The following is a 21,339-nucleotide window of genomic DNA, read 5'->3' on the forward strand; positions in this document are numbered from 1 at the left end:
ATCCATATGTTATACTTTCTGACGTCACAATAAAAAATCCTTTCCGCCCTGTCATAAAGGACGAAAAGGATCTACTTCCGTGGTTCCACCTTTGTTCATAAGCGATTACTGCCTATGCACTCGTTGCTTAGTAACGGTAATACCGGCATTCTCCTACTCCATTCAGAGAAGCAGCTTAAGGGCGACTTCAGAAATGATTATTCCCGGGAAATTCCCACCAGCATTCCCTCTCTTCAGGGCAATCATTCCATACTCTTCCCTATCTCAGCATTTTTTAGTGTGTTTTTGATTATTTTATATTTTACCGTTTGTTGACAAAGAAATCAACTATTACGATATGCATTGCACAAAAAACGTACGTCTATACATACAATAGTATAAAATGAGAAGAGGTGAACGACAATGGCACGTTTTTACCGTTACCGGCTACCACCATGGGTCAGAAATTGTATTGTTGTCATTGAAAAAGTGACGTTGCCGATATTTATTTTTCAATTAATCCGTACGTTATTGTTTCCGTCCTCTCTGGATGTATTTATGCTTGGTGCCTTGGCAGGACTGACCGTCGCCTTTTATTTGGAGTGGATTTAAGAATCATCAGAGGTTGTTTCGGGATCAGCAATCATGTCACTTTTTGCCCGGCCCGACCAGTCCAGTCCCAGCTGCAGTTGACGAAAGGAATGCTGCAGCATTTTCTGCTGTACAATCATCGTATGACGAGATTCTTTAGCAATATATTGCTCTACAAGCTTTATGTAATGGAATGGATCTAGCAAATAGATTAGCAGCAAATGCCATTCCTTATCATCTAATCGATTTCTATAGCTATAGGAAGAGTACATTTCTGCCAAATTTTCCGGGGACTGGTCATAGTGTTTCGCTAGGTCTTGCAAAAATATTGCTAAATCAGTTGCAGCATTGTCATAGCTCACCTTCTCCCAATTAATAATATAAGTGTGGTGGTGGTGGAGTGTATGTGACAGATCCAAATCACCATGACAAAGCGAATAATTCCATGTATTGTTCTCTTCCAGTTCAGCCATGAAATAACCAATTTGCGTATCAAGTTCTGCTAATACATTGACTAACACATGGTAATGGGTACAAACCTGTAATTCCAATGGAGACATAAATCGATTCTGTTCAAACAGCTTGACATAATCAAGCAATGTATCCTGCAACTCCCGACATCGACTGCGGTAATCACTGAATTTATGTTTAACTGCAACCGTATCAACGGGTTGGGTCTGTTTCGTCTTTTCGTGAATTTCACTAATCGCTCGGAGGGTGTTATGAATCTGTTGCTGTTGGTTTAAAGAATAATTTCTTGTCCATGGAGTCATATAATAGTACGCCTCATCGACGCGTGTATATAACTGTGATGTCTCAGTTATATACACCGGTAAAATATTGTTCAGCTGTAACGTATGTGCCTGATGGTAAACATTTTCCCATAAAGCGATTGTATTATCTGAGAGTCTGCTTCTTTTTAATGCATAATCATACCGCCCGTCATTCACTCTAAATAAACGACTGGTTATTTTTTCTATATAATATGGGGCAAAACCATAGCTGCTGACCACATTTTCAATTTGTTTCACTTTCCATTTCACCACCTTACCGATATACTGGACAAGCAATTAGAATCAAGCATTCAAGCATGTCTTAGGCTGCATGCTATCTTTTCAATCTGTTAAAACAACAGTACCCCTTACTGATAAAGCAAGGGGTGTACAAATATCCCGCTTTCATAGACTGACTGTAAGGAACTCGATGGTAACCAGAAACATTAAGCAAGGCGGTGAACGTAAAATTGTGAATCCGCTGCTGTTTGAAGTTCACCTATGTCTCCTACGTGGACGGAATATATAATAATTGGCCTTCTTCCAAGCTATCTTCCCCAAGATGGTTCTGTTTCAGCAGCTGCAATGCGGATATGCCGTAACGCTCTGCAATTGATTCAACTGTATCCGTTCCCTGGACAATGCATAGGCGCATTTTTGCATATTGTTCTTCCTCATCACTCCTGAACATATCAGCCAAATAACGAACATCTTCGGAACCCGATGATTCTGCAGCACTCTCACTTAGATCACCTGTTTCCGAAACTTCTACTAATGACGTAGATTCGTCCTGACTTTCTTCTTCCTGTTCATAGCCCGTATCTTCATCACTTTCATACCATTCTTGTTCCTCTGTTTCTAGCTCTCCTACTTCGCTATCGAGCGATTCTTTTTCTTTCGTTCCAAAGAATTCAGCAAGGGTTTGTGATTTTTTCCCCTTCCACCGTTTTTTCTCTGTAACTGAATCGTTTTCTGTCTGCTCGGTGCCTTCTTCGGATTCAGGCGTTGACTCCTGATGGTTTTCTTGTGGTAGTTCCTCCGGAAGTTCCGGGACAGTTTCCAAATCATTCGTATCCTCTGTTTCCGTATCATCTGTTGGCATTTTTACATCAAATTCAAACGTTTCATCTTCCCTTGGCAGAAGTGACTGATCCTGTTCCGCTCCGTCTGTAGTCTTTGCCCTATCAGAAATCCCGTGTATTTCAATAGAAGCATTTAATTTGAGTTGATTCTGATCTGGTATTTCATAATCAAACGATTCAATTCCTACAGTTACTTCGTCCAAATCGTTTACACGGTTTGCGGGCACAGAAATTTCTACTGGGAAACGGTGCGAAAACTCTATCTGGCCATCGGAAAGATCCTCAACATTTTCAATATACCTTCTTGAATGAAGTTCTTGCAAATCCGTCGTGTCTTCTCCCTCTTCCGCAGCTAATGGTTCTTTTTGATATGTGCCTTGGAGCTCGATGACGCCCCTGATGGAAATATAGTCATTGAATGATTGTATGGAAATTTCCGGATCCAAGGAGACCCCCATCATTTCGCCAACTTCCTGTCCTTTTTCAAAAAACAGGGATTCATTTAATTCAAAACGAAATACATCCTGATTGCTTTCCAAGCTGCTTTCCTCCCTTCAACATATCCCTTATACTTATATGCCTCAGTTAAACTATATGACATAAAATTAACGTATATGCTTTTTAAGGAAAACATACCTTTTGTTTTTTCATAACAGGTTTAAAAATCATCCAAAAATAAAGGTTTAGACGTGAAAGTAAAAGTAGTATCGTTAAATTTTTTTATCCTTTAAAAAAAGCTATCCCGGGCTTTCCGGAATAGCTTTAATAAACGACAATCACTTTTCAATTTTTGAAAATGCCGTGCGTACTGCCTGAATGGTTTTATCAATATCCTCATCCGTGTGAGCGGTGGATAGGAACACCCCTTCAAATTGTGACGGCGGCAAGAAGATACCTTCTTCAATCATTCCCCGGTAATACTGGGCAAAGTAGTCGACATTTGCATTTTGCGCTGTTTCAAAATTGAAGACAGGCTCATTGGTGAAGAAGAAACCAACCATTGTCCCAGCCCGATTAATCTGGAGAGGAATATTGTAATCGATGGAAGCTTGTTTATATCCTTCAACTAATTTATCTACTTTTCGATTTAATTCCTCATAGGTCGATTCACTTAAGGCATTCAACGTCTCATATCCGGCTGTCATGGCCAGTGGATTTCCTGATAATGTACCAGCTTGATAAATGGAACCGGTCGGAGCAACATTTTCAATTATTTCACGTTTACCACCGTACGCACCTACCGGAAGTCCGCCACCAATGACTTTTCCGAGACATGTCATATCAGGTGTTACGCTGAAGTAGCCTTGTGCGCAATTGTAGCCTACTCGAAAGCCTGTCATTACTTCGTCAAAAATCAGAAGGGAGCCGTAATCGTTCGTTATGGTACGCAATTCCTGCAGAAAGTCTTCTGTTGATGGCACCAATCCCATATTTCCAGAAACAGGTTCAACAATCACCGCAGCGATATCGTCCCCATACTCTGAAAAGGCATACCGAACACTTTCCACATCGTTATATGGAACTGTTATCGTATTTTCTGCAATAGAGGATGGCACACCAGGGCTGTCAGGCAGTCCAAGCGTTGCGACGCCGGATCCAGCCTTAATAAGAAGGGAATCACCATGTCCATGATAATTTCCTTCGAATTTTAGTATCTTATTGCGTCCGGTATAGCCACGGGCCACACGTAACGCACTCATAGTAGCTTCTGTTCCGGAGTTAACCATACGAACCATTTCAACTGATGGCACGCGGTCTATAATTAACTCTGCTACTTTATTCTCCTGAATAGTAGGTGTACCAAGACTAGTTCCCCGTTCGGCAGTTTCTTTCAGTTTAGAAACAACCCGTTCATCAGCATGGCCTAGGATTAATGGCCCCCAGCTCATAACATAATCAATATACTCGTTACCATCGATATCCGTTATCTTTGATCCTTTCCCGTGATCCATAAAAATCGGTGACATACCAACTGATTTGAACGCACGTACAGGTGAATTTACACCACCGGGCATCAATTCAACCGCTTTTTCATGTTCAATTTTGGACTTATCAAAGTTTCCCATAATTTATCACTCCAATGAAAAATCTTGAAAACCTATTTCTATTTATAGCCATTTTGCAACATCTTTAGCAAAATAGGAAATGATTAGATCAGCACCCGCACGCTTCATAGCAGTTAGTTTTTCAAGTACTAATTCTTTCTCATCAATCCAGCCATTTAACGCCGCGGCTTTCACCATCGAATATTCTCCACTTACGTTATACGCAACAACTGGTGTGTCAAAATTGTTTCGCACATCCCGGACGATATCCAAAAATGACATGGCCGGCTTAACAATTAAGAAATCTGCACCTTCCTCGACATCTGATTCTGCCTCCCGTAGTGCTTCACGCCGGTTTGCCGGATCCATCTGATACGTCTTTCGATCACCAAACTGTGGTGTACTATCTGCTGCATCACGAAATGGGCCGTAAAAGGCTGATGCATACTTCACTGCATAGGACATAATCGGAATGTTCTTGTGGCCTGCTTCATCTAGCGCCTGGCGAATAACAGCTACAAATCCGTCCATCATGTTCGATGGAGCAATAATATCCGCACCAGCTTCAGCCTGTGATACGGCTGTTTTCGCTAACAGTTGCAATGATTCATCATTAGCCACATCATGATTGTGAATAACACCACAATGGCCGTGTGATGTATATTCGCATAGACAGGTATCTGCAACAACGAGCAACTCTGGAACCTCTTTTTTGATGAGGCGGGTTGCCTGCTGTACAATCCCGCTTTCACTAAAGGCACCGGTCCCTTGTTCATCCTTTTCATTTGGAACCCCAAACAGCATGACTGCTCTAATTCCAAGTGATCTCAATTCTTCTGCTTCTTCTTTCAGGTGGTCAAGCGATATTTGATAAACACCTGGCATAGAAGGTACTTCATTTTTTATATCTTCACCTTCCATGATGAACAACGGATAAATGAAATCGTCCATTTTCAGTTCATTTTCACGCACAAGCGACCGCATTGCCGCTGACGAACGCAGCCGTCGATGTCGTTTAAATTGTTCATTCATCATCAATCTCCCCTTTCTGTTCAATGTAGCTTCCCATTTTATCCAGCATTCCATCGATTGTGAATTCATCCGGGATTAAAAGATTACGCAAACCAAAATCCATCGCGCGCTCCTCTGTCGTTGTCCCGATACAGGCTATTAACGCATCAGTCTTATCTTGAGTTTCCTTCATTTTCATAAACGCCTCAACCGATGATGGACTCGTAAACGTAATAATGTCAGGTTTGTTTTGTTGCAGTTGCCGGTTCAACTCGTCTTTCATGGCAAAATTAAAGCCCGTTTCGTAAACTTCCATTTGTCTAAATGGAATACCTTGCTCTTTGAACCAGTCCGGGAGAATATTCCGTGACCTGTTCCCCCTAATAAGAAGTATTGGTTTGTCCGTATACGTATTCGACAACGTGAATTCCTTCGTCATCGTTTCCGCACTATAGACAGACGGAATAAAATCCGCTTGGAATCCATGTTTTTCGAGTTCTATGGCCGTTTTATGTCCAACAGCTGCAAACTTGCTTCCTGCTAAAATTTCTTCAGTCGCTGCTCCATAATGGTTGAGAAGCGTAAAAAAACAATGAACCCCGTTAACACTTGTGAAAAACAGCCAACTGAATTGCTCATTTCCTTGAAGCAGTCCCATTTCCTCCCGTCCACCTTTACACAAGATTTGTAATAAGGGGACTTCAATCGGGATACCTCCAAGTTTTCGTACTTTATGTGAAAATAATTTTGCCTGTTTTTCACCCCGGGTGATGAGAATTTTTTTCCCATGCAACTGGAAAGGCATCAGATGTCAAGCTCCTCTTTCACTTTTTCTATAATTTCTTTAGCTCCTTGGCTGATCAGCTTTTCAGCGACGTCTGTGCCAACTGCCTTTGGTTCAGTTCCTCTAACGGTTTCCTTTAGCATTGTTTTTCCATCAGGTGTTCCAACAAACGCTGTCATCACAATTTGATCATTCTCCAGACGTGCGTAAGCGCCAATTGGTACCGAACAGCTTCCCTCAAGGAGCTGAAGGAAGGTTCGCTCGGCGGTAACAGTTTTCACTGTATCGGGATCATTGATTTGCTGAAGCAATGCTTGCAAATCATCATCTTCTTCTCGACACTCAATGGCCAAGGCGCCCTGACCAGCGGATGGTACGCAAATATCAGGTTCCAGATACTCGGTAATAAGTTCTTCACTTAAGCCAACACGTTTCAAGCCGGATACCGCTAGAATAATCGCATCATAATCTTCTTCATGTAGTTTGCGAATGCGTGATTCGATGTTCCCGCGAATCCATTTAATTTCAAGATCAGGCCGTGCTGCCAGAATCTGTGACTTGCGCCTGAGGCTGCTTGTACCAACGATGGCCCCTGTCGGTAGATCCTTCAGGGGAATGTTATTTTTCGCGATATAGGCATCCCTGTGATCTTCCCTGACAGGAATAGTCGTAATAGCAAGACCATCCGGCATTTCTGAAGGCATATCTTTCATACTATGTACCGCAAAATCAATTTCTTTTTCATACATTGCCTTTTCAATTTCTTTAACAAACAAGCGTTTCCCGCCAACTTTTGACAACGTTACATTAAGAATCTGATCACCCTTGGTAACAATTTTCTTTACTTCAAATTCATTGGTCACTCCAGCTTTCTTTAACTCATCAATCACCCAGTTTGTTTGAGTTAGAGCGAGGTTACTTTTTCTTGATCCAACAACAATTTTACGCATTCAGGCTTCCTCCTTCTACGGCTATTGTAAATGAAAATCGGAAAGAATGCTGAACAAAAAGAAATTAATCAGCAAAAATAGAAAAGCTGCAGAGTTATAGACGGATATAGCTCTTGCGGGATAACCCTTTCGTAAACGAAGTAGCAAATAAATAATATAAACGAACAACACAAGTATTGAACCAATTGTCTTCAAGTCAAACCAGTAAAACTCAGTGTTTGCCACATACGCCCAAATCACACCAAGAATAATAGAAATGGTCAAGAGAGGTACTCCAAGTGTTACAGCTTTGAATGAAAAAGCATCCAGTCTGTTTAGATCACCAAGCCTCCATACCCAGCGGAATCCTTTTTTTTCTTTTAGAAATTTATATTGAACTAGATACATAAGGGAAAAAAGAAAGGAAACAGTGAAAAAGCCGTAAGAAACAAAAGCCAATGATATGTGTGCAATCAGTATTTCGTGAACAAGCTTCACACCCTGTACTGGCATCTTTTCCTTAGCCCTGGTGGAAATATAGAGTAAAAGAATTAAAAACCCCACTAAATTTGTAAAAAATATAATGAACTGAATCCGAAAGAATTTAGTAAGGATTAAAGAAAAGGAAATTAATACCCATGCATAAAAAGAAAGGCCTTCATACAACGTCGTAACTGGAAAGCTTTTCGAAACAAGTGATTCTTTCAACAGAAAAACAGTTTGCAGAAGCCAGACCATACAAAGCAACCAGAAGGCGACATTATTTGCCTTCCGGTTGTGCTGAATAAAATCAAGGAAATAACCCACCAGGCTCAGCCCATACGTTATAAGAATAATTTCATAAAACCATTTCGCTTCATCCATAGTGGAAATCCTTTCATCTTACTTAGCGGTTACGTTTTTTACAAAAGGAAAGGATAGTTTTTCATCAGTTTTCCCCGTTTCACTATTCTTTTGTTCCTGCGTATTCAATTCTTCCCGAACATCGTCTTCAATCCCAAAAATAGACACAAACAGCGCAAGCGCCTCTTCCTTATTATCACTTACCGCCAGTTCTTTAGCTTGTGTTATAGGTTCTTTTAAGAGTTGATTTACAATGCTCTTGGTGTGTTTATTCAAAACCTTCCGTTCACGTGCAGTTAAATCAGGCATTTTCCGTTCAATACTTTTCATTGTTTCAGATTGTACGGATAGTGCTTTCTTACGCAATGCTGATATCACCGGAACCACGCCTAGTGTCTGTACCCATTCATTGAAAGCGACAATTTCTGCCTCAAGCATAATCTCAATCTGTTCTGCTGCAGCTTTTCTGGCAGCCAAATTTTCGTCAACAATGTGCTGCAAGTCATCGATATCATAAAGAAATACATTTTCTAAGTTACCAATGGAAGCATCCAAATCCCTTGGAACAGCAATATCAACAAGAAAAAGTGGTTTACCTTTTCGTTTCTTTTGAATGGATTCAACCTCGTCTTTTGATAATACAACTGCATTTGCACCTGTTGAACTGATTAGGATATCAGCTGTCTGCAATTGTTCATGCAGCTGGTTAATCGGTTTTGCTTGCGCCCGAAACTTTCCAGCCATCACTTGCGCTTTCTCAAATGTACGATTCATGACGGTAATATCGGCGGCACCGGAACCAGCAATATTTTTAGCTGCCAATTCGCCCATTTTGCCGGCGCCAAGGATTAGCACTTTTTTATCCTGGAGACTGCCGAAGATTTTACCGGCGAGCTGAACGGCTGCATAACTGACTGATACAGCATTTTCACCGATTGCAGTTTCTTTATGCGTTTTTTTAGCGAATGTTATTGCCTGCTTAAATAGCTCATTAAAAATCGTACCGGTCGTCTGATTTTCCTGTGCCGTCATAAAAGCCTGCTTTACCTGGCCAAGAATCTGCGTTTCACCTAAGACCATGGAATCAATGCCAACGGAAACTCGTAACAAATGCTCGACAGCACGATCATTTTCAGTTATTTGCAAATACGGCAAAAGTTCTTCTTTATTAACATGAAACCAATCAGCTAGAAATTGTTTAATGTAGTGCCGGCCTGTATGAGCCTGGTCTACCACGGCATAAACTTCTGTACGATTGCATGTGGATACAATCACATTTTCCAGAATGCTCTTTTGCTCTTTTAACGTGAGCATCGCCTGGTCGACGCTGTCTTCGGAAAAAGTAAACCGTTCCCTGAATTCCAAAGGGGCTGACTTGTAATTGAATCCAACCTTAAGTATATGCACAATAATTACCCCCAAAACGCTCTAAAAACGTCAATCACTTCCATTATAACACGAATAATAATCATGTCTGTAGTAAATTGTGAACAGAATTTGAAACCCAGACATGATAATTTGTAAAACCCATTGCATTTATTCCGTATGTACTCTATCATACGCTTAAGACAATACGCAACCATTCAGCTTACTGACCACAGTGGGAAAGAAGGTCCCAGCTATGAAAAGGAAGCATTCACTTGCAGCTTATATATTAATCAGCATCGGTCTGTATTTTCTGTTAAAGGATTTGGACCTCCCTATTTTTTCTGCTTTTGATACATGGCCTGTTCTATTTATTATTATTGGATTTGTGATTCTTATACACAGTTATAAGACAAATGATTACCAGCATTTATTCAGCGGAACAATCATGTTAGGATTGGGTATCCATTTTTATGGGCTGAGAAACTATACATTCTGGATTGACCATTGGGGTGTGTACCTATTTATTGCTGGAGCCGCAACTGTTGTCCGGGCAGCACAAACGAAAAAAGGGTTGATCCTTGGTATAGCATTATGTCTGGGTGCGATTCTTATTATTTATTCATCCCAACTCCCGCGGCAATTAAGCTGGATTCACGACTTTACTGCAATCCTTAAAGCTTATTGGCCTATTTTTCTTATTAGTGCAGGCATTTTTCTGCTTCAAAAGAAAAAATAATCCTTCCGTTTTGCGGAAGGATTATTTAACTTTTACACCTCAGGAAATATACTGTCTTATATAGCGCCAGGCTTCTTCTTTTCCCTCACCGGTTTCTGCGGAAAAAGGAATCACAATATCCCCTGATTCAACGCTCAAAGTTTGAAAGGTTTGTTTCAACTGTTTTGCGCGTTTTCCTTTTGGCACTTTATCCATCTTTGTTGCAATAATGATAACCGGCAACTCATGATACTTTAAAAAAGCATACATTTGCACATCGTCTTTGGTTGGTTCATGTCGCAGATCTGTAATCAACACACAAGCACGTAATAAAGCTTGTGTTTCAAAATATTCCTCCATCATGACGCCCCATTTTTCGCGTTCCCTCTTAGACACTTTAGCATAGCCATATCCCGGAACATCAACAAAATAAAATGCGTCATTAATTTTATAAAAATTTAACGTTTGTGTTTTTCCCGGCTTTGAAGATGTCCTGGCAAGATTTTTTCGCTGAATAAGCTTGTTGATAAAGGAAGACTTTCCGACATTAGAACGTCCAGCAAGTGCTATCTCGGGTAGCCGGTTATTCGGGTATTGTTTTTGACTGACAGCGCTTATAACTAGTTCAGCTTCCGTTACTTTCATGCTTCTCCTCCGTTAATGCGTGCTTAAGTACCTGATCTAAATGATTTACTTTGACGAATGTTAGGCCACTGCGCACACTTTCCGGTATATCTTCAATATCTTTTTCATTTTCTTCAGGTATAATGATTGTCGTAAGTCCTGCCCTGTGTGCACTAAGCGATTTTTCTTTCAACCCGCCGATTGGAAGAACCCGTCCGCGCAAGGTAATTTCACCAGTCATGCCGATTTCTTTTTTAACCGCTCTACCTGTCAGTGCTGAGACAAGGGCCGTCGCCATTGTAATACCCGCTGAAGGACCATCCTTAGGTGTTGCTCCTTCCGGGACATGAATATGAATGTCATATTTTTCATGAAAATCCGGGTCAATTTTCAACTCCTCCGCCCGTGAACGGATATAACTGAATGCAGCTTGTGCCGATTCCTGCATTACATCCCCTAATTTTCCAGTTAATGTTAATTTTCCTTTTCCAGGGTAATGAGAAACCTCAATGGCTAATGTGTCACCGCCGGCATCGGTATACGCAAGACCTGTTGCCGCACCGACCTGATTGGCTTGCTCCATCTGGCCATAACGATAAAGGGGTTTACCCAGCAGTTCCTCGATACTTTTTTTAGTTACGATAACCCGTTTTTTCTCCCCAGAGATGATTATTTTGGCAGCTTTCCTGCAAAGCGTCGCAACCTGGCGCTCAAGATTACGTACACCCGCTTCACGTGTATATAAGCGGATTAATTTCATTAACGCATCATCACGTATCTGCAAATCACTTTTTTTCAAGCCATTTTCTTGTAACTGTTTTGGAAGCAGATGTTCTTTAGCGATATGCAATTTTTCTACTTCAGTATAGCCAGCAATTGACAAAAGTTCCACCCGATCAAGTAATGGGCCGGGAATATTATTGACATAGTTGGCCGTAGCAATGAACAGAACATTCGATAAATCATAAGTTTCTTCAATGTAATGATCACTGAAATTGCTATTTTGTTCAGGATCCAATACTTCCAGCATAGCTGAAGACGGGTCACCACGAACGTCGCTGGCCATTTTATCAATTTCATCAAGCAGAAATACGGGATTTACGGTTTTTGCTTTTTTCATTCCCTGCATGATTCTGCCTGGCATTGCACCAATATATGTCCGGCGGTGACCACGAATTTCTGCTTCATCTCGTACCCCACCAAGAGAAATCCGAACAAAATTCCGGTTGATTGCCCTGGCAATTGACTTGGCTAAAGAGGTTTTTCCGACTCCAGGCGGCCCAACAAGACAGAGAATAGGCCCCTTGATTGATTCTGTTAATTTCTGAACAGCTAAATATTCAAGGATACGTTCTTTCACTTTATCTAAACCGTAATGATCTTCTTCCAAAATATCTTCTGCCTTGTCTATCTCAATTCTATCCTGGGTCTTTTCTGTCCAAGGGAGTGCCAACAGCCATTCAATATAGTTGCGAATGACTGAACTCTCGGCAGAACTTTGCGGAACCTTTTCAAACCGGTCTAATTCTTTCCTGGCTGCTTCAGCGATATGCTTAGGCATGGTTGATGTTTGAACTTGTTCACGTAATTTTTCTGCTTCACCTGATTTTCCATCCTTCTCACCAAGTTCCTTTTGAATTGCTTTTAATTGTTCACGCAAATAATATTCTTTTTGCGTTTTTTCCATTGAATTTTTTACACGTTGACCTATTTTCTTTTCCAAATCCAGTACCTTTTTCTCATTTGAAATAAGGTGGATTAAATATTGCAAACGGTCTTTGACATTAGCAATTTCCAATAAGTCCTGCTTGTCCTTAATTTTAAGTGATAAATGAGACGCAACAATATCCGCCAGCCTGCTGGGTTCATTAATATCTGAAACTGTTGCTAGCGTCTCTTTTTTTATTTTGTTTGATACTTTTATGTACTGCTCGAATTGTTTGAGCAATGAACGCATCAGTGCTTCTTCTTCATTCTCTTCCGCATGTTCTTCTTCCAACCATTTTATATCAACAGTGAATTCCTCATCTTCATCAACAAAACGGGTGATTTCTCCCCTGTAAAGTCCTTCCACTAACACACGGATAGTCCCGTTCGGGAGCTTTAGCATTTGTTTTACATTAGCCACAGTCCCAACCCGATAAATATCCTTAGGCTTCGGATCTTCCTGGCTCACTTGTTTCTGAGTGGCCAAAAAAATGGTTTCATCGTTCATCATTGCTTTTTCAATAGCTGCCACGGATTTATCCCGTCCAACATCCAAATGCAGAACCATTGACGGAAAAACGAGTAATCCGCGCAATGGCAGGAGGGGAAATTGCATTGATTCTGTCGTCATAAATATATGTACCTCCATCGTTACTGGAATTTCTATGCAATGGGTTCATTCCCTAAAGTTTATAAAAAAAATATCTGTTTGTAAATAATTATAACTGCTATCTAGTATTACCCGGCAAAAACAAACTACTCATAAAATCCTTATAAAGAGAAATTTTATTAACGGTAGGCCTACAATCGGTTATATGGGGAATAAAAGAGAAAAAGACTGACATTAGCATTTGGATAACTCCTGTTCACATAAAGGGCAAAGGAGTCATACGTAATGTCAGTCCCAAAACATAAGAAATTAAATCTTCAGTTACGCACTTTCTTTCGGGATTTTTTCATTTTCATCCTGTACCGTACCATCATGAAAAACTAACTTCGGGCCACCATTTTCATTCTGGACGGTCTCTTTCGTAATGATACACTTATCGATATCATCACGGGACGGCAGCTCAAACATAACATCAAGCATAATGCTTTCAATGATTGACCGTAGCCCACGCGCACCGGTTTTACGCTCAATTGCCTTATTCGCAATCGCTCTGAGTGCTTCTTCTTCAAACTCAAGTTCAACATTATCGATATCAAATAGTTTTTCATACTGTTTCACAAGTGCGTTCTTCGGTTTTGTCAGAATGTCCACCAATGCATCCTCATCAAGTGGTGCCAGGCTTCCAATGACCGGAACCCTTCCGATGAATTCCGGAATCAAACCATAGCGGAGAAGGTCTTCAGGTAGAACTTTCTGAAGCAATTCACTTTGATCGAGATCCTCTTGGTTATCATCAGAACCAAATCCAATCACTTTTTTACCAAGGCGGCGTTTAACAATCTGATCAATGCCGTCAAATGCCCCACCGACAATAAACAATACGTTCGTTGTATCAATCTGAATAAATTCTTGATGTGGGTGTTTGCGTCCTCCCTGTGGCGGTACACTGGCCACTGTTCCTTCAAGAATCTTCAATAAGGCCTGCTGTACACCCTCACCGGAAACATCACGTGTTATGGAAGGGTTCTCTGATTTCCGTGCAACTTTATCAATTTCATCAATGTATATGATGCCTTTTTCAGCCTTTTCCACATCATAATCAGCCGCCTGAATCAGTTTCAGCAGAATATTTTCCACATCTTCTCCAACGTAACCTGCTTCTGTTAGCGATGTAGCATCGGCCATTGCAAATGGAACATTGAGTATTCTCGCCAATGTCTGTGCTAGCAATGTTTTACCGGAACCGGTCGGTCCAAGCATTGCGATATTACTCTTGGCCAGCTCCACATCATCCGAATTATTTTTCGGTGTGTTAATACGCTTATAGTGATTATAAACCGCTACCGATAAATTTTTCTTCGCTTCATCCTGACCGATAACATAATCATTAAGGGTTTCGTTAATTTCTTTTGGCTTAGGCAGTTCCTTAAATTCGGTTTGCTCTTCTGTACCAAGTTCTTCCTCAACAATTTCTGTACAAAGTTCAATACATTCATCACATATATAAACGCCTGGCCCAGCCACTAATTTACGGACTTGATCTTGACTTTTGCCGCAGAACGAACATTTCAATTGTCCTTTTTCTTCATTGAATTTAAACATCACATTTCACTCCTAAAAGTTTAAATCTGCTTTTAACAGTCCTTTATACATTTAACTTTAACGTCATCATATCAAATCAGATAGGGAAAACAAAACAATAACTCTTGACCTTCTTTTCATTGTCCTGCCATTTCAGCAAAAGGCATATCGCGACAGTATCAGACGAAATTCAAGTATTAAGCGGCCGTTCATTTCCAATGTCTTTTATCAGCTTATGCAAAGCGGGCAGGATAGATAACAATAAAGCGAAAATTCAATCAACGGAAAGGTAACAAGAAGTTCGATCTACAGTGACGCACTAGTCGAACATTATCATCGAGCAAGAGAGGCTGCGGTGAGTTATATCGCACCATTTCCGAGGCCGTCACCGCACTCAGCTTCCTAACTTTAGCATTTGATTTTTCATGAATTAAAGTGTAAAACAAGGTGCGAATAATCGCACCTTGTTTTACACTACTTTTTATTTGTACGTTCATATAATCATGGATAGAGATATTTTACTAATTAATTTAATGTCAAAGGAATTACCTGATGTCGAAATTTTAAACGGCTTTACTCTCGCTAACTAGAAACTCAATAGCCTTCCGCGTTTTCAGTTCTTCTTTAAGAGCGTCTGTATTCCCACCAAGCATTTGCTTGAGTTGTTCAACGTCTGCACCATACATGGATGCCATATTGCTGAGTTCCTCGTCCACGTCTTCATCGGTCACTTCCAGATTTTCAGCGTTGTAAATAGCTTCTAGCGTTAAATTCGTTTTCACTCGTTTTTTAGCGTCTTCCCGCATTTGATCCTTCAACGCTTCCTTGTCCTGACCTGAGAATTGATAATACATATCCAATGTCATCCCCTGCATTTGCAAGCGCTGTTCAAATTCCTGCAACATTCGGTCAAGCTCGGTTTCCACCATTGCATCAGGGATGTCCACATCCGCATTTTCAGATGCTTTTTCAATTAATGTCTCGCGTTTCTCGTTTTCGGCATCCTGTTCCCGCTGTTTCTGTAGTTCTTCTTTCTTCTTTTCCTTTAATTCATCAAGGGTTTCAACTTCTTCATCAACGTCTTTTGCAAATTCATCATCTAGTTCGGGCAATTCTTTTGTTTTAATATCATGGATTTTTACTTGAAATACAGCTTTTTTGCCAGCTAAGTGTTCTGCATGATAATCTTCCGGGAATGTAACTTCAACCTCGGTTTCTTCACCGGTAGTTTTCCCGATTAATTGCTCTTCAAATCCTGGTATAAACTGCCCTGAACCAATTTCCAATGAAAAGTCTTCAGCTTGGCCACCTTCAAATGCCTCACCGTCAACAAACCCTTCAAAATCGATAACAACGGTGTCGCCTTCTTCCGCACTACCTTCTTCTTTAACAATCAGTTCTGCATGATGTTCACGTTGATGTTCAATTTCATGCTCTACATCTTCGTCAGTAACATCGACAGAACGCTCTTCCACTTCCAGCCCTTTATAGTCACCAAGCGTGACTTCCGGCTTGACATTTACCGTTGCTTTGAAAATAAGGTCTTTACCTTTTTCAATCTCCTCAATGTCGACTTCCGGTTGTTCAATCGGCTCAATTCCTGTTTCTTCAACAGCATTCGTGTAAGCACCAGGAAGTACAATGTCGACTGCATCCTGGTAAAGAGATTCCACTCCAAAGCGCTTTTCAAAAATCTTACGTGGAACTTTCCCCTTACGGAAACCAGGGATTTGAACATCTTTTACAACTTTTTTGAACGCCTGGTCCAAGGCCTTGTCAAACTCTTCGGCGCTTACCTCTATGGTCAGTACGCCTTGATTACCTTCTTGTTTTTCCCATTTTGCTGACATAACATACCCTCCAAAATCTATTATTCCTTTTCTTTTTTTCCGGTTCATTACAATACATATAGGTATATAATGATCAAATTTGCAACCATCTCATTATAACATAATTACCGGACCTTTCAAGCATTACAACTGCTTGCATCTTAAGCTTCAATGATGGATGAATATAAAGCTTCACACATTTTAATAGCATCTATGTAATTACTAACTCGTTCATCTGATTCTGCAATAGAACCCGTATGTATATTCAAATAGTCTTCACCTATTTTTGTCAAGGCCCTAGCAATAGCGTGTGGATCAGTATTCGATGGCATTACCGGATACCAGACGTAAACATAGTGAATTAACAGCTGCTCCATTAGTTGGAATAACGTTGGATTTTCCTGTTCCAGTTCATTGATTATCAATATTGTCTGTTTCAGAACCGGATGAGAATCGAGTTTTGGTACATGATTAGGTCTTAACTGCATCTGTACCCCCAATTTACTAATTGCAACTTCCTCGTAAACATCTGTCTCCTGCAACCATATAAAAATAGCTGTTTTAATAACAGGATGCACCTGATCGTCTGTTAATAATGCTAGCACTTCAGATGTAGGCATGTTGTCCATTCTTCGCATCTGTTCGACTAATCTGTACTGGTGATGGTCGTTCCGATCCTTAACGGCCTTTAACAAAGCATCTATGTATTCGGAAGATTTCTCGGCCTGTATTTCCTTTTGCATCTTGCTGCTTATATCATACAATTGCCGGAATTGGTCTTTCATTTCTTGGGGGACACGCGCTGCTGCAAATTCCTTTTCTACTTGAGCCATAAGCATTTGGTATTGACTTGTATGGAATAAGATTGTTAAGTAAATATGTACGTAATGATAGTAATGTTCGTCCGATTGAAGAAGTAATTCCTCGCAAAGGTCTTGCGCTTCTTTATGCCTATTCAGTTCCATCAGACACATCAATTTACCAGTGACAATTTCGTGATTTCGGATTCCATATCGTAACAATTGGTTCAATTTCATCAGTGCCTCGTCATACCTTTTATCTTTAAGGGCAGCAAGGCTTTCTTTTTCCAAAACTGTCCGCCATTTCGGAAAAAGAATAATTTTTTCGGAATGGTGTTCCATCAATTCACCCCTTTCCATCCGCATTCTCATTTCGCCCCTTTTACTATTATTCCCCTAGATAAAACAAGCCTAACCTATTTTAGCAATTTCTTTTATTTAATGCTTAAAAGAAAAAGAGAAACCCGTTTATTAGCTTACAGGTTTCTCTTGCTGATGTCCCAGGCAGGATTCGAACCTGCGACCTACAGCTTAGAAGGCTGTTGCTCTATCCAGCTGAGCTACTGGGACATAAATATGTATGGAGCGGGTGATGGGAATCGAACCCACGACATCAGCTTGGAAGGCTGAGGTTTTACCACTAAACTACACCCGCATATAAATGGAATATATTCTTGTTATTGTTAACAGTTTATCGTATTGTCTCAAAGTTTTTTACGGACAAGACTTATTATATGCATTTTGTTTCGATTTGTCAACACATATATTTAGTTTCTACACCGCAGAATGGAAAACAGGAAATCAGCAGTCTAGCCGATTCCCCTCCTGATAGTTTTATGTCAATGATGTTCTTAACGATAGTTCGTCCAAATGGTTACCCTCCACTGTGTAAAAATCAACACGAACATCATCCAATGTGTGCCAGTTCATCAGTGCATAGGTCTTCTCCGTTCGTCTGCGTGGTAAGAGGACACTTCCTGGGTTAATCAGTAGCTGCTGACCTATTTTTTCAGCACCGGCTATATGTGTATGTCCAAAACAAACTACCTGAGCCTTCAACTCCTGGGCGCGATATGCGATTGCCAGCGGATTGGATTTAACCTGGTGCAAATGGCCATGCGCAATAAAAAAATATAAGTCTCCGATTGCACTTGTCTGTTCTTCTGGAAACCTCACATCAACATCACAGTTCCCAGCCACCTTAACAAATCCATCAAGTTCGGGTGCGTCCATATCTAACTCTGAATCACCACAGTGAATCATATATTCAGGCGAATGCCTTTCTTTAATTACTTTAAGTTCATCCGTTGAGCCATGACTATCACTGACTATCAATACCTCTGGCATGTAATCACCTCACTTAGTCGCGTTTTTGACCCAGTCTTCTAACTGAACGATTGCATTTTTCCGGTGGCTAATCCTGTTTTTTTCTATGGGGGAAAGTTGTGCCATTGTTTTATTGTAACCAGTCGGTACGAAAATAGGATCATACCCAAACCCATTTTCACCTATTTGCGAATAGGCAATCTCACCTTCACAATAACCTTTTTTAAAAATTGTTGTTTCCCCTGGTACGGCAATTGCCAGTACACATACAAAACGGGCTGTACGGTCTGACGCTTCAACCCCCTTTAATTCTTGCAGCACTTTGTCAATATTAGCCTGGTCGTCCTTTGGCTCGCCGGCATAGCGTGCTGAATAAACACCAGGTCTGCCGTCTAATGCATCAATCGCTAATCCCGAGTCATCAGCTAAAACCGGTCGTTGGATCATCCCAGCAATGGTTTCTGCTTTTATGGCAGCATTTTCTTCAAAGGTTGTCCCGGTTTCTTCTATATCGTCTACTTTCCTGTCTAATTCCGCTAGCGAAATCGCTTCAATTTGAAAAGCAGAAAAAAAAGTTTTGAATTCCTTTGCTTTGCCGGGATTTTTTGTAGCAATAATCATTTCCTTCACGGTGTATCTCCCTTAGTTTGTTTGGTTTCACCTATACTGCTGGCTGCTTCTCCAAGAACATCTTTTTGCATATCTGTAATTTTTTCTAATCCTTCGGCAGCAAGTCCAAGCATTGCTTGCAGCTGATTAACGGTGAAAGTTGCTTCCTCACCGGTTCCCTGGATTTCAACAAATTCACCTTCACCTGTCATAACAATATTCATATCCACATGGGCTTGGGAATCTTCCCCATAATCCAGGTCCAGTAGCTCGTTACCATCCGGGGAAATGCCGACCGAAATGGCTGCCAAGAAATCTGTTACAGGCATCTTTTTAATTTTATTAGCCTTCTTCAATTTATTAAACGCCAGCACAACTGCAACGAAAGCCCCTGTTATGGATGCTGTACGTGTTCCCCCGTCAGCCTGTATGACATCACAGTCGACCCAGACAGTTCGTTCACCGGTTTGATTCAGGTCAACAACTGAACGTAATGCTCGCCCGATTAATCTTTGTATTTCCATTGTTCTGCCGCCTACTTTTCCTTTAGAAGACTCCCTTATATTCCGCTGCTGAGTTGCACGTGGTAACATAGCATATTCTGCCGTAATCCAGCCTTTCCCCTGTCCGCGCATGAAAGGGGGTACCTTGTCCTCGATACTGGCATTGCATATTACTTTTGTATCTCCAAATTCAATAAGTACTGATCCTTCTGGATGTTTAACATAATCCGTTGTTATATTGATAGTTCGTAATTCATTGTTTTTTCGGTTGTTATGTCGCAATGAATGTATGCCTCCTTAACATGAATCCAAGCTAATCCTAACATATTTTAACCAGCAAGGCATTTATTATCATTAAACCTTAAAAGAAAAAGACTGTGCAACACAGTCTTTTATTGAAACGGATTTTTTTATACTTTGTCACTGCACCCAATTTCATGTCCACAGAGTAGTGTAGCACAACGCAATGTGCTGCGATTACAGTTTTTGTGTTGATATGAACTTTTGTTTCGTAACAGGCTCTGTATAAGGTTCGCCGTTTTCGTTAAAGAGTGTTTCAACGTCTTCTACTTTGACCTCAACAGCCTCCACTGACTCATCTTGTGTCAATGTGCGTACTAACGTTTCCATGACTTCATCCGCAATCACTGCTTTATCGTCATCCTGTTTTTGACTATTTTGCAGTACATCTTGGCTAAACATTACTTCCAGAACACCATTCCGAAGACTAGGGTTATTCGTCAGTTCAGCCTGACTATTGAAGACATGCTGCAAGTTCGTATCAAAACCAGGCCCCTCTAGTAAGGTATTGATCATTGAACCATAAATATCACGATTTTCTACATCAACATATTGTGTGACAGGAACAAAATAATGGTTATCCCCCTGTACGGAAGGATAATACAAGGTGACAGGCTTACTTTTCATCAGATCCACACTATCCGATTTCACAAAGTTAATGCCATTTGCTCTAGAGTAACCCTCCCCGATTGGAGTACCATTTACAGGCATTGTTTGTTGTGGTTGTCCGTCTATCTGCAACTTGATGTCATCTACACCGTCAAATTGTGTCAGCGTGTAAGTCATTGCCTGTAAAATTTTCAATTCATTTTCAGCCTGATAGTTTTTAAATTCCTTAGAAACGTTTACAATCATTTCCCCATTATCTTTTAGGTTCAACTCAAGAATTTCAGTTCCGGTCGGCAATACAGCCTGGAATCCATTCGGTAGCTTCTGAGTAACAGGGCCACCCTTCACAAGATATTCGAGCGCTTGAGAGGCTACTTCATTTGACTCAGGCAGTGGCAACTGTAAAGTCTGTGATGCTACCATGCCATTAGCGTCAAGTAAATAAAGTTGCCTTTCCATTGTACTCGAGGCTGTGTCCTCATCTGCTTTATCCTTGTTTGTATTTTCGTTCTGTTTACTAGTATTTTGTTTATCCAGTTTGGTATCGTTACTGCTTCAGCGTTTTGTGGCGGGTCGATTTCTTCTTTTTTATCCAGGGACTGTTCCCCCTGAAAGCACCCTGATAATATAACAGCAAGCAACATCGCCAGGCTGATAAACAATAGACTGCGCTTTTGCATGATTTTCCCTCCTACGATGGTTTGTACTATTATATATACGA

The 21,339-nt window shown here is 40.7% G+C and carries 20 protein-coding genes, 2 tRNA genes and 1 other annotated feature; of the genes, 2 read left to right on the top strand and 20 right to left on the bottom strand.

Annotated elements, in window-relative coordinates; translation table 11 throughout:
- Positions 1–53 precede the first annotated feature (53 nt).
- Positions 54–275, bottom strand: a binding site (T-box leader).
- A 127-nt stretch (positions 276–402) separates the two neighbouring features.
- Positions 403–591 carry a hypothetical protein gene (locus tag FFL34_RS02420; RefSeq protein ID WP_138601014.1) on the top strand — a complete coding sequence of 63 codons (189 nt, stop codon included), beginning with the start codon at positions 403–405 and terminating at the stop codon, positions 589–591.
- On the opposite strand, the gene FFL34_RS02425 is transcribed toward FFL34_RS02420, so the two are convergent.
- The 8 genes from FFL34_RS02425 to hemA form a co-directional block, all read right to left on the bottom strand.
- Complete coding sequence (locus tag FFL34_RS02425) at positions 588–1,601, bottom strand: phosphotransferase (RefSeq protein ID WP_171046246.1); 1,014 nt, start codon at positions 1,599–1,601, stop codon at positions 588–590. The genes FFL34_RS02420 and FFL34_RS02425 overlap by 4 nt on opposite strands.
- Positions 1,602–1,851: 250 nt before the next feature.
- A complete protein-coding gene (gene spoVID / locus FFL34_RS02430; protein ID WP_138601018.1) occupies positions 1,852–2,964 on the bottom strand; it encodes a stage VI sporulation protein D in 1,113 nt (370 codons plus the stop codon).
- 237 nt (positions 2,965–3,201) lie between these two features.
- Complete coding sequence (gene hemL / locus FFL34_RS02435) at positions 3,202–4,491, bottom strand: glutamate-1-semialdehyde 2,1-aminomutase (protein ID WP_138601020.1); 1,290 nt, start codon at positions 4,489–4,491, stop codon at positions 3,202–3,204.
- 42 nt (positions 4,492–4,533) lie between these two features.
- Positions 4,534–5,505: a porphobilinogen synthase gene (gene hemB, locus FFL34_RS02440; RefSeq protein WP_138601022.1), complete on the bottom strand. Its 972-nt coding sequence runs from the start codon at positions 5,503–5,505 to the stop codon at positions 4,534–4,536.
- Entirely contained in the window at positions 5,495–6,286 is a 792-nt protein-coding gene (locus FFL34_RS02445; RefSeq protein WP_138601024.1) for a uroporphyrinogen-III synthase, read from the bottom strand. Before FFL34_RS02445 ends, hemB begins: the two co-directional genes overlap by 11 nt.
- Positions 6,286–7,215, bottom strand: a complete 930-nt coding sequence (gene hemC / locus FFL34_RS02450) for a hydroxymethylbilane synthase (RefSeq protein WP_138601026.1) — start codon at positions 7,213–7,215, stop codon at positions 6,286–6,288. Before hemC ends, FFL34_RS02445 begins: the two co-directional genes overlap by 1 nt.
- Positions 7,216–7,236: 21 nt before the next feature.
- Positions 7,237–8,058 (bottom strand): cytochrome C assembly family protein, encoded by an 822-nt coding sequence (locus FFL34_RS02455; RefSeq protein ID WP_138601029.1) that lies wholly within the window; start codon positions 8,056–8,058, stop codon positions 7,237–7,239.
- Between the two features lie 18 nt (positions 8,059–8,076).
- The gene (gene hemA, locus FFL34_RS02460) at positions 8,077–9,444 is read right to left on the bottom strand and encodes a glutamyl-tRNA reductase (RefSeq protein WP_138601031.1); all 1,368 of its coding nucleotides are present in this window, start codon (positions 9,442–9,444) and stop codon (positions 8,077–8,079) included.
- Positions 9,445–9,658: 214 nt separating this feature from the next.
- Here hemA and FFL34_RS02465 point away from each other — a divergent pair, with 214 nt between their 5' ends.
- The gene (locus FFL34_RS02465; protein ID WP_138601033.1) at positions 9,659–10,141 is read left to right on the top strand and encodes a LiaF transmembrane domain-containing protein; all 483 of its coding nucleotides are present in this window, start codon (positions 9,659–9,661) and stop codon (positions 10,139–10,141) included.
- A 39-nt stretch (positions 10,142–10,180) separates the two neighbouring features.
- On the opposite strand, the gene yihA is transcribed toward FFL34_RS02465, so the two are convergent.
- The 12 genes from yihA to FFL34_RS18900 all read right to left on the bottom strand — a co-directional run bounded on the left by yihA (position 10,181) and on the right by FFL34_RS18900 (position 21,298).
- Positions 10,181–10,765, bottom strand: a complete 585-nt coding sequence (gene yihA / locus FFL34_RS02470; RefSeq protein WP_138601035.1) for a ribosome biogenesis GTP-binding protein YihA/YsxC — start codon at positions 10,763–10,765, stop codon at positions 10,181–10,183.
- Positions 10,746–13,082 (bottom strand): endopeptidase La, encoded by a 2,337-nt coding sequence (gene lon / locus FFL34_RS02475; RefSeq protein WP_138601037.1) that lies wholly within the window; start codon positions 13,080–13,082, stop codon positions 10,746–10,748. The genes yihA and lon overlap by 20 nt, the downstream gene beginning before the upstream one ends.
- Before the next feature lie 300 nt (positions 13,083–13,382).
- Positions 13,383–14,663 carry an ATP-dependent protease ATP-binding subunit ClpX gene (gene clpX / locus FFL34_RS02480; RefSeq protein WP_138601039.1) on the bottom strand — a complete coding sequence of 427 codons (1,281 nt, stop codon included), beginning with the start codon at positions 14,661–14,663 and terminating at the stop codon, positions 13,383–13,385.
- A gap of 542 nt (positions 14,664–15,205) precedes the next feature.
- The gene (tig, locus tag FFL34_RS02485; RefSeq protein WP_138601041.1) at positions 15,206–16,492 is read right to left on the bottom strand and encodes a trigger factor; all 1,287 of its coding nucleotides are present in this window, start codon (positions 16,490–16,492) and stop codon (positions 15,206–15,208) included.
- A 140-nt stretch (positions 16,493–16,632) separates the two neighbouring features.
- On the bottom strand, positions 16,633–17,637 hold the full coding sequence (locus FFL34_RS02490) for a tetratricopeptide repeat protein (protein WP_234031407.1): 1,005 nt from the start codon (positions 17,635–17,637) through the stop codon (positions 16,633–16,635).
- 130 nt (positions 17,638–17,767) lie between these two features.
- Positions 17,768–17,841: transfer RNA gene (locus tag FFL34_RS02495), tRNA-Arg, on the bottom strand.
- Between the two features lie 11 nt (positions 17,842–17,852).
- Positions 17,853–17,926: transfer RNA gene (locus FFL34_RS02500), tRNA-Gly, on the bottom strand.
- Positions 17,927–18,105: 179 nt separating this feature from the next.
- Complete coding sequence (locus FFL34_RS02505) at positions 18,106–18,618, bottom strand: YfcE family phosphodiesterase (protein ID WP_138601043.1); 513 nt, start codon at positions 18,616–18,618, stop codon at positions 18,106–18,108.
- A 9-nt stretch (positions 18,619–18,627) separates the two neighbouring features.
- Entirely contained in the window at positions 18,628–19,227 is a 600-nt protein-coding gene (locus FFL34_RS02510; RefSeq protein WP_138601044.1) for an XTP/dITP diphosphatase, read from the bottom strand.
- Positions 19,224–19,991 carry a ribonuclease PH gene (gene rph, locus FFL34_RS02515; RefSeq protein WP_138601046.1) on the bottom strand — a complete coding sequence of 256 codons (768 nt, stop codon included), beginning with the start codon at positions 19,989–19,991 and terminating at the stop codon, positions 19,224–19,226. The genes FFL34_RS02510 and rph overlap by 4 nt, the downstream gene beginning before the upstream one ends.
- Before the next feature lie 195 nt (positions 19,992–20,186).
- Positions 20,187–21,077: a GerMN domain-containing protein gene (locus FFL34_RS02520; RefSeq protein WP_325053263.1), complete on the bottom strand. Its 891-nt coding sequence runs from the start codon at positions 21,075–21,077 to the stop codon at positions 20,187–20,189.
- A complete protein-coding gene (locus FFL34_RS18900) occupies positions 21,035–21,298 on the bottom strand; it encodes a hypothetical protein (protein ID WP_325053264.1) in 264 nt (87 codons plus the stop codon). Before FFL34_RS18900 ends, FFL34_RS02520 begins: the two co-directional genes overlap by 43 nt.
- Between the last annotated feature and the right edge of the window lie 41 nt (positions 21,299–21,339).

The sequence above is a fragment of the Lentibacillus cibarius genome (genome assembly GCF_005887555.1).
GTDB classification, from domain to species: Bacteria; Bacillota; Bacilli; order Bacillales; family Amphibacillaceae; genus Lentibacillus; species Lentibacillus cibarius.

What these genes read in the sequence shown, in the direction of transcription:
- hemC (WP_138601026.1), bottom strand. Translation starts at nt 7,215, where the DNA reads ATGCGTAAAATTGTTGTTGGATCAAGAAAAAGTAACCTCGCTCTAACT.
- FFL34_RS02505 (WP_138601043.1), bottom strand. Translation starts at nt 18,618, where the DNA reads ATGCCAGAGGTATTGATAGTCAGTGATAGTCATGGCTCAACGGATGAA.
- clpX (WP_138601039.1), bottom strand. Translation starts at nt 14,663, where the DNA reads ATGTTTAAATTCAATGAAGAAAAAGGACAATTGAAATGTTCGTTCTGC.
- hemB (WP_138601022.1), bottom strand. Translation starts at nt 5,505, where the DNA reads ATGATGAATGAACAATTTAAACGACATCGACGGCTGCGTTCGTCAGCG.
- tig (WP_138601041.1), bottom strand. Translation starts at nt 16,492, where the DNA reads ATGTCAGCAAAATGGGAAAAACAAGAAGGTAATCAAGGCGTACTGACC.
- yihA (WP_138601035.1), bottom strand. Translation starts at nt 10,765, where the DNA reads ATGAAAGTAACGGAAGCTGAACTAGTTATAAGCGCTGTCAGTCAAAAA.
- FFL34_RS02520 (WP_325053263.1), bottom strand. Translation starts at nt 21,077, where the DNA reads ATGGAAAGGCAACTTTATTTACTTGACGCTAATGGCATGGTAGCATCA.
- lon (WP_138601037.1), bottom strand. Translation starts at nt 13,082, where the DNA reads ATGACGACAGAATCAATGCAATTTCCCCTCCTGCCATTGCGCGGATTA.
- FFL34_RS02465 (WP_138601033.1), top strand. Translation starts at nt 9,659, where the DNA reads ATGAAAAGGAAGCATTCACTTGCAGCTTATATATTAATCAGCATCGGT.
- FFL34_RS02445 (WP_138601024.1), bottom strand. Translation starts at nt 6,286, where the DNA reads ATGCCTTTCCAGTTGCATGGGAAAAAAATTCTCATCACCCGGGGTGAA.
- FFL34_RS02420 (WP_138601014.1), top strand. Translation starts at nt 403, where the DNA reads ATGGCACGTTTTTACCGTTACCGGCTACCACCATGGGTCAGAAATTGT.
- FFL34_RS18900 (WP_325053264.1), bottom strand. Translation starts at nt 21,298, where the DNA reads ATGCAAAAGCGCAGTCTATTGTTTATCAGCCTGGCGATGTTGCTTGCT.
- hemL (WP_138601020.1), bottom strand. Translation starts at nt 4,491, where the DNA reads ATGGGAAACTTTGATAAGTCCAAAATTGAACATGAAAAAGCGGTTGAA.
- FFL34_RS02455 (WP_138601029.1), bottom strand. Translation starts at nt 8,058, where the DNA reads ATGGATGAAGCGAAATGGTTTTATGAAATTATTCTTATAACGTATGGG.
- FFL34_RS02490 (WP_234031407.1), bottom strand. Translation starts at nt 17,637, where the DNA reads ATGCGGATGGAAAGGGGTGAATTGATGGAACACCATTCCGAAAAAATT.